This is a genomic window from Paenisporosarcina sp. HGH0030 (assembly GCF_000411295.1).
GTDB lineage: Bacteria > Bacillota > Bacilli > Bacillales_A > Planococcaceae > Paenisporosarcina.
In genome coordinates this window covers 316,961-332,458 of record NZ_KE150422.1, presented here as the reverse complement: position 1 = coordinate 332,458, position 15,498 = coordinate 316,961, and the positions used below count along the sequence as shown (strand labels likewise).

Sequence of the window (15,498 nt, the reverse complement as noted above, 5' to 3'; positions counted from 1 at the left end):
TTGTTTTTCTTACTCTCTGAAGTCAATAACTTGTTCGCCAACGCATATGATAATAAAATTAAAAAACTTTTAATACTGGATGGGTGTGGGTGGAAATGAACGAAAAACCTGATAATCATTTTGTCATCTCACAGGAAGACTGGTCGCTCCATAGAAAAGGCTATCAAGATCAGCAACGTCATATGGATAAAGTCAAAGAAGCCATCAAGAATAATTTGCCGGATTTAATCAGTGAAGAAAGCATTATTATGTCAAATGGACGGGATGTCATCAAAATTCCGATCCGCTCCTTGGATGAGTACAAAATTCGCTATAATTACGACAAATCAAAACACGTGGGTCAAGGGAATGGTGATAGTCAGGTAGGAGATGTCATCGCACGTGGTTCTGGGGAAGGAAAAGCCGCTCCAGGGCAAGGGAAACAAGCAGGGGATCAAGCGGGTAAGGATTATTATGAAGTGGAAATCACCATGGCGGAGCTGGAAAGTGCCCTTTTCAATGAACTCGAGTTACCCAATTTAAAGCAAAAAGAACAAGCTCAAATTAGAAAAGAAAAAATTGAATTCAATGATATTCGTAAAAAAGGGCTGATGGGCAATATTGATAAAAAGCGCACCATCTTAACGGCTATCAAACGCAACGCGGCGAATGGGAAAGCGGAAATTTCGCCTATCCATAATGAGGATTTGCGGTTCAAAACATGGAATGATGAAGTAAAACCGGAATCCAAAGCAGTTGTACTTGCGATGATGGATACGAGTGCATCCATGGGACCATTTGAAAAATATATGGCTCGCAGCTTTTTTTTCTGGATGACCAAATTTCTACGTACCAAATACGAAACGGTGGAAATTGAATTTATCGCTCATCATACTGAAGCAAAGGTTGTCACGGAAGAGAACTTTTTTTCAAAAGGTGAAAGCGGCGGCACCATTTGTTCATCTGCCTATCTAAAAGCGCTGGAACTGATTGAACAAAAATATCAACCTTCTCGATTCAATATTTACCCGGTCCACTTTTCAGATGGTGAAAACATGTCAAACGATAATGAAAGATGTTTGAAGTTGGTAAATGAACTGATGGCCGTTTCCAGTATGTTTGGCTACGGAGAAGTGAACCCCAATAATCGATATTCCACTTTGATGTCCACTTATAAAAAAATCTCGAATCCGATGTTCCGCCATTATATATTGAAAGAAAAACAAGATGTCTATAAAGCATTGAAAAGCTTTTTCCAAAAAGAAATAACTTCCGTTTGAACTGGTCGGTGCCTTGCACTTGTCATTGAATAAACCGTCGGAGGGATTCAATAGATGGAAAAGAATGCTCTTCATCGGGCAATAGACGAAATTACGGAAATTGCAACTGGATTTGGACTGGATACGTATCCGATGCGTTATGAAATTTGTCCTGCTGATATTATTTACACATTTGGTGCATACGGCATGCCCACACGATTCAGCCATTGGAGCTTTGGGAAACAATTTCATAAAATGAAGCTGCAATACGACTTGGGTTTAAGTCAGATTTATGAGCTGGTGATCAATTCAAATCCATGTTATGCGTTTCTGCTTAATACAAATAGTCTCATTCAAAATAAATTAATTATTGCCCATGTGCTTGCCCACTGTGATTTCTTTAAAAACAATGCTCGATTTTCCAATACGAAGCGTGATATGGTCGAAAGTATGACGGCAACTGCCGAACGGATTGCCAATTATGAAATGATTTATGGCAAAGTAGAAGTAGAACGTTTTTTGGATGCGGCCATGGCCATACAGGAGCATGTGGATCCCTCCATTATCAGACATAAATTATTGGACTACGATACGAATGAAGAAGAAAAAGAAGTCAATCGGAAAACTCAGTATGATGACTTATGGAACTTGGATATAAAAGCGAAAGACAATAAGGCACTCATAGAAAAAAGAAAGAAATTTCCGCCATCCCCTGAAAAAGACCTCTTATTGTTTATCCAGGAATATAGCCGTGAACTGGAAGAGTGGCAAAGGGATATCTTAACCATGATGCGGGAAGAAATGCTGTATTTCTGGCCGCAAATGGAAACGAAAATCATGAATGAGGGCTGGGCGAGCTATTGGCATCAGCGAATATTAAGAGAAATGGATTTGACGCCAGCTGAAACCATCGAATTTGCGACATTGAATGCCGGAGTTGTTCAGCCTTCCAAAACGAGTATCAATCCCTATTATCTGGGCTTAAAGATTTTTGAGGATATTGAAAAGCGATACAATCATCCAACAGAGCGAATGAAGAAAAACGGCGTTAAAGAAAATTCTGGCCGGGAAAAAATGTTTGAAGTAAGAGAAATTGAATCAGATATTTCTTTCATCCGAAATTATTTGACGAAGGAATTGGTGAAACAGGAAGATCTATATTTGTTTGAAAAGAAGAATGGAAACTATCAAATTACCGATAAAGACTATGAGCAGGTTCGTGACCAATTGATTTCGATGAGGGTGAATGGAAGCTTTCCTTATATCGTGGTTGAGGATGGAGACTACTCGAGAAATGGTGAACTCTATTTAAAGCATGGTTACGAGGGAACTGAGCTGGATCCTCTTTATCTGGAACATGTACTGCCTTACATTTATCAGTTGTGGGGACGGTCAGTCTATTTGGAAACGTATGTTGAGAATAAACCAATTGTTTATTCATATGATGGGAAAAAGGTGTCACGTCGATTATTATGATAGACAAAAAAATTCCAGCATCTTTTGAAGATGTTGGAATTTTATTTGGTTTAACCATTACGTTTGCTTTCTTAAATAGAAACGGACAGAAATTAAGTTGTAGTTTTTATTTTATTGGCTGTGTTAAAGGATGTAGAAGATATCGGTTGTTTAGCGTACAATTGTACTAGTCGCATGTTCCGCATGAGCCAGCAAGTATGACAGAGCCTATTAATTAACAAGAAAGGAGGTGTTTAAATTGTCCACATCTAAAATATTGAAATGGGTCACCGGCGGTCTTGAAGCGTTATTGGGGATTCCTTTTCTAGGAGCAGGCATTGTAATTGGATTTTTATGGATTCCATTAGGCATTATGTTAGCATTACACATTGTAACATTGGTTCTCACCAAAAAAGATGGTGGTTCGACCACGGGAAGTATACTTGGTATCGTCACTTCTTGTATCGCATGGATTCCTTTTGTAGGAATGATTATGCACATTCTTTCTGCCATTTTCCTAATGATCGACGCTGCTAAACCGGAACATCACAATCTAAATCAACATAATGGATGAAGTATAATATGTAAAATCAAAAGGGTGCCATTACATAGGATTCACTCACTTTTTATAGCAGTTTTCAAAAAAAGTTTGTTTTTCTTTTTAATATCATCTAGTTATTAATTTACATTTTCTGGCAACCGAATTAATTTAAAAAGAATTCCAACTGCTTAGCTAGCAGCTGGAATTCTTTTTGTTCTGATATAAGAAAATCCCATAATCATAGAAAGGAAACCAGCAGCTAATGAGCTACTGGTTTCCTTTTTATAATGATTATTACATGTATATGATAAAAAACAATGAAAGAAAGAGTGTCAGATGTGTAGAGAGCGTCGGCGAATTTCGATTTCCAACAAGTAGATAAATTCAGGACATAACTTTAATTCTTTTGCCTTAACATACGATTCAATCAACAATTCAGATGATAGTTTACTCAAAGTGAATTCACCTCCGATTACATAATAGATGGGCCATTTTAGGAAAGCAGCAAATAAATTGGTAAATATCTTTGATGTAATCTTAATCTATCAGATAGTTTTGTTCGGAACAAGCGTTCTCTTATCCACAGCTATCGGTGGATTAATTGTGATTAACTTGTTGATAGTTAGTAGAAATGTACACTCAGTACCCGGGAAAATGTGTATAACCTTATCCACAGAAACGAAAAAGTGAGAAATTTGTCGAAAAATTTTTTTGGAAATATTGACCTTGGAAGGAATTTCAAGAAAAGTAACGAATAACTCTATTAGAAAGTTGCAATGGAGGAAACGAATTTGATTGATAAGAATGGGCAAATAACAGTGCGAGAACTGAAAATAGAGGATAAGCACTTATTGGCAAAATGGCTTTCGGATCCGAAAGTCTTACAATATTATGAAGGAAGGGACAATCCATTTGACTTGGAAAAAGTAAATGAGAAATTCTATAATTGCGATGAAAATGAAATGAAATGTATGGTTGAATATGAGGATGTTAAAATAGGTTACATCCAGTACTATGAATTGGATGAAGAAACGAGAAATCATTATGGTTATTCTGATTCACCATATAAGATTTATGGCATGGACCAGTTTATTGGGGAAACAGAGTATTGGAATAGAGGCTTAGGAACTCATCTTGTGAAATCTATGGTAACGTTCTTGGTTGAGCAAAAACATGCTGAACTTGTAGTAATGGACCCACAGACATGGAATGAACGTGCCATACGGTGTTATGAAAAATGTGGATTCAAGAAGGTAACTCTATTACCTAAAAATGAACTGCACGAAGGTGAGTATCGTGATTGCTGGCTGATTGAATATCAAAGGTAACAAAAACGGCAAAAGCAATCAAAATAAAAGTATAAAAATTCGCATTCTTATCTATTGCACTCTATCGAAAAAGTTTATGGTCGGCTATTTCTTTCGCTTTCCGCGGACGAAACGCTAGCCTCCTCGGCTCAGCTGTCTATGACAGCTGAGCCTGTGGGGTCTAGCTTATTTCGTTTTTCCGCAGGAGTCTTCAGAAATAACCGACCATCTTACTAATAAAATAATATGAAGAGATACGATAACAGAAGCGAATTCCGTTGATTGGAGTGGAGGCGGCGACTTCAGCGGGAACAGCACGAGCTGAAGGCCCCGCAGGAACGTAGTGACGAGGAGACTAAAGCCGTGCCCGCGAAACGCGTCCGCCGCAAAGGAAATCAACATTTTCTTGCATACGCCTCTTTTTCATTAGTATACAGTTATATTCACTCTTTTTATTTTTTGTCTACAGTCTAACGGCAAAAGCATTTAGCTTTTGCCGTTTTTTCTATTTCTGATCGTGGCGTTTCTCTAAAAATGTAGGACGTATAGAACCCCAAGGGGCTACATCAAGAGTGAGCGCCAAATCCTTCGTTTCCTCTAAATTAGGACCGGTACCTTGTTCCACATAATATTGTTCAAGCTGTGGTGTAGTAATTTGCCCACCATAATTTGTTCCTTGTATAGCTCCCCAAAAATGTTCGCTATCCAATCGATCAATAATGGCATAGCCATCTTTGCCTTCTTTTAATGAAAAATAAATATCGCCTTCCGGTGCAGAAGAGGAAGATTTCAAATCAGGGTATTGCAACATCACATACTCGCCGTAAAAAGGATCATACGGGTCGTAAGGCTCGGCTCGTAACACATATTCTTCACCAAACCAAGAAGCTGCAAAGAAGCTCAAAGCAATCAAGCAAATCATCAGTGTCTGTAAGGCAGGAAATAAAAAGGACTTCATGAAGAGACACCTACTTTCTTCTTGTTAATTCTCCAGGCGATGCCGGACAATGCAAAAAGTAAAAGCGCTCCGATTAGGAAGAATAGGGAGACATCCATTCTTCCCCACGCATAAATGAAATACAGGACAAACTGGACAAGAATGAAAAATACAAAGCCAGGTGCAAGTAGTCTGTCTTTACGATGCTCATTTATTAAATAAGCAAGTGCGATGACTTCGGCCAAAATGGCAAGACCTATTGCCGATTCATCATAAAGCAGAAGTCCGATTAGACTTAGTGCAGCAACCCATTGGAATTTTTTGAATCGGAAATAACTGAACGCGAGTAATGCTGCTCCAACGATAGCCAGAGTGATTGATTCAACAATATTTATCTCGATGAAAGAGAGTTGGGTTTCTCCCAAAATAGCTAAGTAAACTAGAAGCTGTATTCCCCCTATCATAAGGTAGAGAGGACGTACAATCTGTTCTTTTTCCGGGAAGAAATGAATGAAAGCGACAACACCAAATAGTGACCATATTGGCCAAAGTACGTTGTCATATTCAACGACTGACCAAAGTGTGAGTCCTGCTCCAAATAGTAGAATCCAACTAAATGAAATCGAGATGGGCGTTTTACTGAAATAAAACCAGGCTAATGAAACAGCTAAGAATGCTCCCCATTCAAACCACCCCAGAGTTACAACGGAAGTAAATAATACTTGAGCCCCAAAAACAAAAGCGACGATGGCATAAGGAAATTGACGCCAGTGCCAATAATGACCAAGTGCTGCAATGAATATTGCCCATGGTAAAAACGAATTATATAAGGAAAAATGATATGTTTGGACCGTTACAACGATGCTTGCTGCAAACATGGCCAAACCAATAAGACGGAATATGATTGGTTGACCAAATTTTTTCATCTCAGAAAAATGCCCAAGGATGTAAAACAACCACATTACAGAAAGTGTAAGAAATATTCTTAACACATCAGGCATCGCTTGCCAATTGGCCGCAATGAAACTGAACACGGCCAATGAAAAGAAGATAAGCCCGATAATCAAAAGCAGTGGGATTTTAACAGGTTTCGGTTGCTTACTTTCAAATGCAAGAATCTTTTCAACAGTTGATTCGTCGATAAATCCTTCATTTTTCCAACTTTGTAGTTTTTGTTTAAGTACCACGTTACAACTCCTTTATTCTATTTTTTACATTATAGTTTCTTATTATCAGTATAGACATGTCGTCAACTAGGCCATGGATATTTCCTAGAAAAAGGAATAAATGTACATGGCCCATCCCCATCATGATGGAAATGAATTAGTTGGGCAAATTATGTCGGCACTCCCATTTGTGATAGCTCTTATTCTTTATGTATATGCAGTTACATTGACACAGCGTCGATATAGGAAATGATGGCCGCTATATAGAATCTTTTGTTGGTTTACAGGGATTATTTGTACAGCGGCCTCGTGTAGTGACCTTTCAGGATTCGCGAATTACACAATGAACAAACAAAAAATACCTCCATTCCATGTAAGGCTACATGAAATGGAGGTATTTTCAATTAGGGTGTATTTCTTCATTGGCTGAAGGATCATTTGTCACTTTTCGTGCTGGATCATTGATTACTTGTTTGTTCAATTCATCAACAAACAGTATGTCCACCGTTTTCATATCTTCATGCATATCAAATAAGCTCACTTTGTCCGTTTGTACGGCATCCGGATTATGCATGTAAGGACCTTTAGCCAATCTACGGTCTTCTTCTGTAAACACTTTTTTCTTCATTGGTTTTCATCCTTTCAACTATTTGTAAAAGGTGGCAGAGAACACTCTTATCATGTGCTTTAAATGAATGACTATGTATACACAGTTAACGTTTAAACGGGAAAAGTAATAAGGATTCCGAAAGGATCATGATGGTAATGACTATTAAAACGAGGTGCTAATTTTTTCCATAACACTTCTTTAAGTCCTTTCTTATGCATATGACAAACTATAGTCCATATTTTATCGGTGACTAAATTTCGAATGAAAGTAAGGGGACAGATAATGAAACCGATTATTGGAATCAGTTCGTTTGTGCAGTACGATGGGGATGAATACTCTGTATCCATGGCCAATGCCCATGCTATCTTACAGGCGGGGGGCATGCCAGTGATGTTGCCACATTTAGAGGAAAAGTCCGATATAGATGAGTTGGCACAATTTTTGGATGGTCTTTACCTGACAGGAGGGTACGATATAGATCCTACACTTTTTGGCGAAGAACCACATCCGATGCTGGGGATTATAGATCCTGCCAGAGACGTTTTTGAATTAGCTCTTATTCGGAAATTTTTAACGCTCAATAAACCGATTTTGGGTGTTTGTCGAGGAATCCAGTCGTTAAATATCGCCATAGGTGGAGATATGTATCAAGATATTGGTGCTCAAATAAAGAATGATTTTTTGCAACATCAGCAACGGGCACCTAAGTCGCATGGTTCTCATTTTGTGAATGTAACAGTTGGTACGTTGCTGCATCAAATCACTGGGCAACACCGTTTGAAGGTCAATAGTCGCCACCACCAAGCCAATCGCAATGTTCCCTTTCCATTAAGAGTCAGTGGGAGTGCAAGTGATGGTGTAATTGAAGCTATCGAAAGTGAAGTGCATTCCTTCGTCCTTGGTGTCCAGTGGCATCCAGAAAACATGTTTTTTGGCGGCGATGAAGCTGCACGGAAAATTTTCGATGCATTTATAGAAGCTTGCAATAAAAATTTACACCCCCAATAAAAATTATTATTGAGGGAGTCACATATTTATTTTTTTCGTTTTTTGGCTTCCCTTGCTTGACGCTCCCATATTTTCAAGTGAGGATATGGATCGAATGCCCATTCCGTGCGTCCATTATATTTATACATGCCATAATGCAGGTGAGGTGGGAATCGACCTGAAGTTCCTTGTTTCCCATATCCCGAACTTCCCACAAAACCAATAACAGAACCGAGTTCAACGATATCGCCTTTTGCTAATCCTTCATTAAAATAAGCTAAGTGCGCATAATAGTGATAGGTATTTTGAATATCACGTATACCCACACGCCAACCGCCAAATTGGTTCCAACCCAGTTCTTCAACAATTCCATATGAGGTCGATTTTACCGGAACGCCATATCCAGCAAATAAGTCAGTGCCTTCGTGAATGCGTCGGCCACCCCATCCGCGGTTAGCTCCCCAAGTACCTCTATAACTGTAATTCTGATTAAGTGGGATAGGGAAAACATGTTCACCCAGATCCAGTGTGTTGAAGTGTTTATATAATTTGGCAATGGTCATGATTTGATCGACGGTTTTTTCACTTTGGTAGTATTCGTATACGGCCAGTTTAAAGTCTTCTTCAGATTGTCCGTAACTGGCTAAATAAGAAGACATCGTAAAAAGAATATCTATACTATCTTCTGGATTTGCCATGCCGTCTGCATTCCCGTCTAGTCCATTTCCACCAAAAAATGTGATGGATTCAGGTGTTATGTCATCTTTATCAGGATTAAACATTCCTGCCCAGTAATCGTCCGAAAATTGAATGGCAATCGTGCCATCTCTCTTCGGAATGTCTTTCCGCACTTGCTGAATATTGCGTTCAAACTGATCCACAGCGGCTAAATAGTACCAAGGGACAAGTGTGTTTTCAAATTGTAAATAGTAGCTCATGCGCTCTTCCAGTATATCCACTTTCGGCTGCTCTTTTGCAGAAACGACGGAACTTATTAGCAAAGACAGTGTAAAAGCGTATAGTGTTAAGTGAAATATTCGTCGCACTAAATAAACCTCCTTTGTGAATCATTACATTAGAATATCCTGTTCCAAATAAATCATAAGTAGTAAACTTGACCAGTTCATTTTTGCCATTCATTAAGTAGAAATTCAAACTAATTTTGCACATACTATTATGAATGGTGTAGATAATCGGCTCTCATCATCAAATTTAAAGGCCTCACAAAGAAAGGATGAAGAGTTTGATCTTTGAACAATCGGAATTAGATAAATGGGTTCAGCAATATCCGCTTTTGGATGATATCATTCGCTTGGAACCGGTTGTATGGTTAAATTCACAGCTTCAAAAAATGGAAGAAATTGATTCCTTGCCAGTGACGAAAACAGATATGAAGGAAGCCGCAGCGCTATTTCAAAGATTTGCTACTTACTTGGCGAGAGAGTTTCCTGAAACGAAAGAGACGAATGGCATCATCGAATCACCTCTTCGAAATATAGCGAAAATGAAAAATGAGCTGAATACAAAATACGATGCCAAAATAAATGGGGAATTGTTTTTAAAATGCGACAATGAATTGCCCATTGCAGGTTCAATTAAAGCACGAGGCGGTGTATATGAAGTCCTGTATTATGCGGAAAAGATGGCGCTAGAAGCAGGTCTAGTTAAAAGAGACGATGATTACAGCGCGTTTTCAAGCGATCATTTCAAGCAATTTTTCAGTCAGTATTCAATCGGTGTTGGCTCTACAGGGAATTTGGGTCTGAGTATAGGTATTATTGGCGCAAAATTAGGTTTTCATGTTTCCGTATACATGTCCGCAGATGCTAAGCAATGGAAGAAAGATTTATTGCGGGCAAAAGGTGCGACCGTACATGAATTCAAAGGAGATTTTGGCGAAGCCATTTTTGCTGGAAGACAGGAAACGAAAAATAATGTAAAAGGCTATTTTGTTGATGATGAAGATTCAAAGCATTTATTCCTCGGGTACAGTGTCGCGGCGATTCGTTTGGAAAAACAACTACAAAATGAAAATATACAAGTTGATGCTGAACATCCTTTATTTGTATATTTACCGTGTGGTGTTGGTGGGTCGCCTGGTGGAATTGCGTTCGGACTAAAACAGGTTTTTGGAGATTATGTACATTGTTTCTTTGTGGAACCCACTCATTCTCCAGCCGTATTAGTCGGGCTGCTGACAGGGGAAAAAGAAAAAGTATGTGTGCAGAATTTCGGAATCGATAACTTAACTGAAGGGGATGGCTTAGCAGTAGGAAGACCGTCATGCTTCGCTTCCTCTATTAGTGAGAAGCTCGTTAGTGGTATTTACACCATGGAGGATGAAGATTTATTTAAATTATTGGCATTATTGTCGGATAGTGAAGGGATCCATCTGGAACCATCAGCCACTTCAGGTCTGATAGGACCAGGACTGATATTAGCGTCCGAATACGTGAAAGAAAATAACTTGAATACTTCTCAAGCCACACATATCGTTTGGGCAACGGGTGGAGCACTTGTACCAAAACATGACATGAAAAGATTTTATGAAAAAGGACAAAGCTTACTTTAATATAGGTTTTATCATATATACACACAAAGACACCCCGAGCAGCTCTGCGACTACTCGGGGTGTCTTGCTCTATCATATTCAGATGAATACTAGATTATGACTGAGAGAAGTGAGAAAGGAATCTAGGCTCAAATAGCAACCTGTAAAATATCAAACCACTGGTCTCTTGTTAAAGATATATACAAAGCCCGTATAGCTGATTCTATGCGTGGCATTTGCCTGAACCCACTATCGGCATAATATGTGCCAGAAGGCTTAAGCAACCACGCTTATGGGACTTCGTCAATGCTCATGGCCCCAACTCCTTTTTCAATTTCTTCAAGCTTTTTACGCAATTTAACCGTCTTCTCATCTTGTGAAGTGAAAATAGCTCCAAGATGTCTCAACCGTCCTTCTTGGCATAAAATCACCGCTCCATGTTCAAAGTTTTCAAATTATTTATTAATAATCTTGGTTTAAAAAATAAATATTAGAGGTATATGAATATTTAGTTAGCATACATAAAGTTTAAGAATGAAGACTTAAAGACAAAAACGAAGAAATATTAACATTGACTATTTCATTAAGTAGTGAATATAATTTTATTAATTCTGAAAATTTCTGCTAGAATGAATTATACATATATACATAAGGGTTAAAATTTAGGAGGTCAAGAATGATTGCATTTAAAGAAGTAAATAAGTATTTTGGAGATTTTCACGTTTTGAAAGATATTAATCTCACAATCAATAAGGGCGAAGTAGTTGTCATAATTGGACCTTCTGGTTCAGGGAAAAGTACTTTGCTACGTTGTATGAATCGGTTGGAAACAATTTCTGAAGGTACCCTTATTGTAAATGATGTTTCAGTAGGGGATAAAAAAACGGATATCAATAAGCTAAGACGCAATATCGGAATGGTATTTCAGCATTTTTATTTATATCCACACAAAACAGTGCTTGAAAACATCATGCTAGCTCCAATGAAAGTATTAGGGCAATCTGCAAAAGAAGCTAAAGAAACAGCTATGTACTATCTTGATAAAGTAGGTATATCTGATAAGGCCGATGCTTTCCCTTCCCAGCTATCTGGTGGCCAGCAACAGCGTGTGGCAATTGCACGTGGTCTAGTCATGAAACCCGAAATCATGCTTTTTGATGAGCCGACTTCGGCACTCGATCCCGAAATGATTGGTGAGGTTCTGGATGTTATGAAAACCCTTGCAAAAGAAGGAATGACGATGGCTGTGGTCACTCATGAAATGGGATTCGCTAAAGAGGTTGCGGACCGAATTGTATTTATGGATGAAGGAAAAATTTTAGAAGAAGCAGTTCCGGCTGAATTCTACGAGAATCCCCGTGAAGAGCGGGCTCGTTTGTTCCTCAGTCGTATTTTAAATCATTAATAGGGGGTAATTGGAATGTTTCAGACAAAAAAATTATTAAAAATGGCTTTTGTATCTACAATGGCCGCTATTTTTCTTGCGGGTTGCAGCGGGGACGATAATGCAAGCGAAGACAAAGATGTACTTGCACAAATCAAAGAGGACAAAAAAATTGTGTTTGGTGTAAAATACGATACTCGTCTTTTTGGATTGAAAAATCCATCAACTGGCGAAGTTGAAGGTTTTGATATCGATCTTTCCAAAGCACTGGCAGAAGAAATGTTCGGCCCGGATGTTAAACCTGAGTACAAAGAAGTTACTTCGAAAACGCGAGTAGGACTCTTGAACAATGATAAAATCGATGCGGTTGTAGCTACGATGACAATTAATGAAGAGCGTAAAAAAGAAGTTGATTTTACTGATGTGTATTTTGATGCAGGACAATCATTGCTTGTAGAAAAGGGAAGTAAGATTAAGGGCATTGAAGACTTAGCAAAAGGAACAAAAGTGCTTGCTGTTAAAGGCTCTACATCTGCAATAAATATTCGTGAGAAAGCTCCTGAAACGACTGTTCTTGAATTTGAAAACTACGCTGAAGCTTTTACAGCATTAAAATCTGGTAAGGGTGATGCCCTGACTACAGATGATTCTATCCTTTATGGCATGGCTGAAGAAGATCCTTCATTTGAACTTGTCGGTGGAACTTTCACGGAAGAGCCTTATGGAATCGCTGTTAAAAAAGGCAATCAAGAGCTTGTCGATGAGTTGAACAAAGCATTGAAAAGCTTAAAGGACTCAGGAAAATATGATGAAATCAAGGATAAATGGATTAAGAAATAATAATTTATATTAGGTTTCTTGTCAGGATGGGCATATTCCGTAAGTAGAATTACGGACTGCTCATCCTGATTAATTAGGAGGAGATCGTTTGCTGGATTTCTCGATACTGACAGATAATATGGATTTATTTGTGGAAGGATTTAAAATCACCATTATTGCTAGTTTAATAGCATTGGTTTGTAGCTTTCTTCTTGGGACACTTATTGCAGTTATGCGAATTGCCCCATTTAAACCGCTAAACTGGATTGGAACGGCGTATGTGGAATTTATCCGTAATATACCTGTACTGGTCATTGTGTTTTTCACTTACTTGGCTGGTAGTTACGGCGGAATGACGGCAGGGATTATAGGATTGACTGTTTACACAGCGGCTTTTATTGCTGAAGCAATCCGTGCAGGGATTTTGTCAGTGCCAAAGGGCCAAATGGAAGCAGCCAGATCATCAGGACTGACTTACGGACAAGCAATGAGGACTGTCATCCTACCACAGGCAATAAAAATTGTTATCCCGCCTCTTGGCAATCAATTTATCAATTTGGTTAAGAACTCATCACTATTAGCCGTCGTGGCAGGTGGGGATTTGATGTATCAAGGGGATTTAATAGCTGCGAAGACATTCTCCACTTTTGATACATATATTTTCGTTGGTTTGTTTTATTTGATTTTAACTATACCTTTAAGTTTTGGCGTAGTATTTTTGGAAAAACGCCTGGCTAGAAGTAATTAAGGAGGTGCATAGATGGATTTCCTGGCACCGTTCACTGATGTATTAACACCGGCCAATATAAAATTTTTACTCGAAGGATTTTGGGTCACAATTAAGGTAGCTGCCATTTCAATTGTGCTTAGCTTTATAATTGGTGGTCTGATGGGGACAATCAGGTACGCGAAGATTCCTGTTGTTTCACATGTAGTTGCATTGATTGTTGAGACAATCCGTAACCTCCCTTTACTGTTAATCATTTTCTTTACCTATTTTGCGTTGCCCGAAATCGGGATTGATATGGAAATAATGACAGCTGCCATCGTGGCATTGACGATTTTTGAATCCGCGATGCTTTCGGAAATCATCCGAAGTGGGCTGAATTCCATTGAAAAAGGACAGATAGAAGCTGGACGTTCATCTGGCTTGAACTACATACAGACATTACGATATATTATTATGCCCCAAGCTTTGAGAAGAATGGTTCCACCGATTGTCAGTCAATTTATTTCCCTTCTGAAAGACACATCTTTGGCTGTCGTCATCGCGTTGCCAGAACTATTGCATAACGCTCAAATCTTATACGCACAGAACGAATCGGGTGTCATACCTATTTTCGTCACTATTGCATTGATGTACTTTATCGTTAACTTTGCTTTATCCTTAGTTGCACGAAGACTGGAATTAAAGCAGGCTTAAAAAAGTCCGGCTCAACAAGTTGAGCTGGACTTTTTTGAAAACTAAAACTGTTGTGATTTCCTCACGCAGTTTATAAAGAAGGTAGATGTAAAAGCAGTGCATTTAAATACGAATTACTAAAAACGAATTCAATGGATAGTATTCAGGAATGTGGGAACGCTAATTCTTGACTAATATTCAAATTGAAGGAGGATTTGTGATGCCTAGACCACTGCCAAATGATTCAGCAGATAACAAAGAAAGACTTAACAAAACGATTGACAATATGGAAGCAGCAGAAGAAGCAATGACGTATGCTGAAGGGAAAGAGCTTGCCGCAATCAAGGAAAAAAACGAACATCGTAAAGAAGCCATTGATGGTTTAAGAAAAGAAATAATCGAAGAGGGCAAATCACGTATCAATGGCTACATTTAAAAGAGTGTAGCATTGCTAAATAAAGATGGAGACTAAACGTTCTCCATCTTTTTTAATGATTCGTCTGTTTGCGTACATAGTGAAAAAGGGACGCAGTAAATATTGACGCACTATGATCTACCTACCGAAAAAATCCAGACTCACCTAGAAGGGTGGAAACATTATATGATTCGATTGCAATCTTTTGCAGAAGGAAAGATGCTGATGTCGATCCTAGGTCCATCCTTACAAAAACATGAAAGTGGGAAAATCCATTATGTCTACTGTAATACATCAAGAAATACGTTTTAACGTTAGCCCAAATCACCTCTATGAAGCGCTAACCGATGCAACGAAATTTGCTAAAGTTACTGGCGGTGCACCAACTGAAATCGGTTCTGAAGAAGGAGATTCTTTTTCTTTATTCGGTGGAATGATTACGGGTCGAAATATTGAATTGGTGCCTAATGAAAGAATTGTCCAAGCTTGGCGTGCCGGTAATTGGGAAGCAGGTGTTTATTCTATTGCTAAGTTTGAATTCAAGGAACTTGGCAATGAAACTCAACTCGTATTCACACACACGGCTTTCCCGGAAGCTCAAGGGGAACATCTTGGGACAGGATGGCATGAAAATTATTGGAAACCACTTGAAAATTACTTTACTTAAAATTATTGAGTAAAAACTC

The 15,498-nt window shown here is 38.6% G+C and carries 17 protein-coding genes; 12 read left to right on the top strand and 5 right to left on the bottom strand.

Annotated features, from left to right (window positions below):
- The first annotated feature begins 95 nt into the window (after positions 1-95).
- The 3 genes from yhbH (at position 96) to HMPREF1210_RS13765 (ending at position 3,267) form a co-directional block, all read left to right on the top strand.
- The gene (gene yhbH, locus HMPREF1210_RS13775; RefSeq protein WP_036660207.1) at positions 96-1,259 is read left to right on the top strand and encodes a sporulation protein YhbH; all 1,164 of its coding nucleotides are present in this window, start codon (positions 96-98) and stop codon (positions 1,257-1,259) included.
- A 54-nt stretch (positions 1,260-1,313) separates the two neighbouring features.
- Positions 1,314-2,714: a SpoVR family protein gene (locus HMPREF1210_RS13770; RefSeq protein ID WP_016429305.1), complete on the top strand. Its 1,401-nt coding sequence runs from the start codon at positions 1,314-1,316 to the stop codon at positions 2,712-2,714.
- Between the two features lie 238 nt (positions 2,715-2,952).
- Positions 2,953-3,267 carry a hypothetical protein gene (locus tag HMPREF1210_RS13765; RefSeq protein WP_016429304.1) on the top strand — a complete coding sequence of 105 codons (315 nt, stop codon included), beginning with the start codon at positions 2,953-2,955 and terminating at the stop codon, positions 3,265-3,267.
- Positions 3,268-3,566: 299 nt separating this feature from the next.
- On the opposite strand, the gene HMPREF1210_RS17825 is transcribed toward HMPREF1210_RS13765, so the two are convergent.
- Entirely contained in the window at positions 3,567-3,689 is a 123-nt protein-coding gene (locus HMPREF1210_RS17825; protein ID WP_081637837.1) for a sporulation histidine kinase inhibitor Sda, read from the bottom strand.
- Between the two features lie 336 nt (positions 3,690-4,025).
- Between HMPREF1210_RS17825 and HMPREF1210_RS13760 the strand changes: the two genes are divergently transcribed.
- Entirely contained in the window at positions 4,026-4,562 is a 537-nt protein-coding gene (locus tag HMPREF1210_RS13760) for a GNAT family N-acetyltransferase (protein ID WP_016429303.1), read from the top strand.
- A gap of 484 nt (positions 4,563-5,046) precedes the next feature.
- On the opposite strand, the gene HMPREF1210_RS13755 is transcribed toward HMPREF1210_RS13760, so the two are convergent.
- The 3 genes from HMPREF1210_RS13755 to HMPREF1210_RS13745 form a co-directional block, all read right to left on the bottom strand.
- Positions 5,047-5,499 carry a GDYXXLXY domain-containing protein gene (locus HMPREF1210_RS13755; RefSeq protein ID WP_016429302.1) on the bottom strand — a complete coding sequence of 151 codons (453 nt, stop codon included), beginning with the start codon at positions 5,497-5,499 and terminating at the stop codon, positions 5,047-5,049.
- On the bottom strand, positions 5,496-6,665 hold the full coding sequence (locus HMPREF1210_RS13750) for a DUF2157 domain-containing protein (protein WP_016429301.1): 1,170 nt from the start codon (positions 6,663-6,665) through the stop codon (positions 5,496-5,498). The genes HMPREF1210_RS13755 and HMPREF1210_RS13750 overlap by 4 nt, the downstream gene beginning before the upstream one ends.
- A 379-nt stretch (positions 6,666-7,044) precedes the next feature.
- A complete protein-coding gene (locus HMPREF1210_RS13745; RefSeq protein WP_016429299.1) occupies positions 7,045-7,272 on the bottom strand; it encodes a hypothetical protein in 228 nt (75 codons plus the stop codon).
- A 264-nt stretch (positions 7,273-7,536) separates the two neighbouring features.
- Here HMPREF1210_RS13745 and HMPREF1210_RS13740 point away from each other — a divergent pair, with 264 nt between their 5' ends.
- A complete protein-coding gene (locus HMPREF1210_RS13740) occupies positions 7,537-8,262 on the top strand; it encodes a gamma-glutamyl-gamma-aminobutyrate hydrolase family protein (RefSeq protein WP_016429298.1) in 726 nt (241 codons plus the stop codon).
- Positions 8,263-8,288: 26 nt separating this feature from the next.
- Here HMPREF1210_RS13740 and HMPREF1210_RS13735 read toward each other — a convergent pair whose 3' ends face one another.
- A complete protein-coding gene (locus tag HMPREF1210_RS13735; protein WP_016429297.1) occupies positions 8,289-9,287 on the bottom strand; it encodes a M23 family metallopeptidase in 999 nt (332 codons plus the stop codon).
- A 188-nt stretch (positions 9,288-9,475) separates the two neighbouring features.
- Here HMPREF1210_RS13735 and HMPREF1210_RS13730 point away from each other — a divergent pair, with 188 nt between their 5' ends.
- From HMPREF1210_RS13730 to HMPREF1210_RS13700, 7 genes are all read left to right on the top strand, one after another.
- On the top strand, positions 9,476-10,813 hold the full coding sequence (locus HMPREF1210_RS13730) for a D-serine ammonia-lyase (protein ID WP_036660141.1): 1,338 nt from the start codon (positions 9,476-9,478) through the stop codon (positions 10,811-10,813).
- Between the two features lie 655 nt (positions 10,814-11,468).
- Positions 11,469-12,197 (top strand): amino acid ABC transporter ATP-binding protein, encoded by a 729-nt coding sequence (locus HMPREF1210_RS13725; RefSeq protein ID WP_016429295.1) that lies wholly within the window; start codon positions 11,469-11,471, stop codon positions 12,195-12,197.
- A gap of 15 nt (positions 12,198-12,212) precedes the next feature.
- The gene (locus HMPREF1210_RS13720; RefSeq protein WP_016429294.1) at positions 12,213-13,016 is read left to right on the top strand and encodes a transporter substrate-binding domain-containing protein; all 804 of its coding nucleotides are present in this window, start codon (positions 12,213-12,215) and stop codon (positions 13,014-13,016) included.
- Positions 13,017-13,104: 88 nt separating this feature from the next.
- A complete protein-coding gene (locus HMPREF1210_RS13715; protein ID WP_016429293.1) occupies positions 13,105-13,743 on the top strand; it encodes an amino acid ABC transporter permease in 639 nt (212 codons plus the stop codon).
- A gap of 12 nt (positions 13,744-13,755) precedes the next feature.
- The gene (locus tag HMPREF1210_RS13710; protein ID WP_016429292.1) at positions 13,756-14,418 is read left to right on the top strand and encodes an amino acid ABC transporter permease; all 663 of its coding nucleotides are present in this window, start codon (positions 13,756-13,758) and stop codon (positions 14,416-14,418) included.
- Between the two features lie 199 nt (positions 14,419-14,617).
- Entirely contained in the window at positions 14,618-14,833 is a 216-nt protein-coding gene (locus HMPREF1210_RS13705; protein WP_016429291.1) for a small, acid-soluble spore protein tlp, read from the top strand.
- A gap of 256 nt (positions 14,834-15,089) precedes the next feature.
- Positions 15,090-15,479, top strand: coding sequence for an SRPBCC family protein (locus HMPREF1210_RS13700; RefSeq protein WP_016429290.1), 390 nt, complete (start codon positions 15,090-15,092; stop codon positions 15,477-15,479).
- Positions 15,480-15,498: the final 19 nt, after the last annotated feature.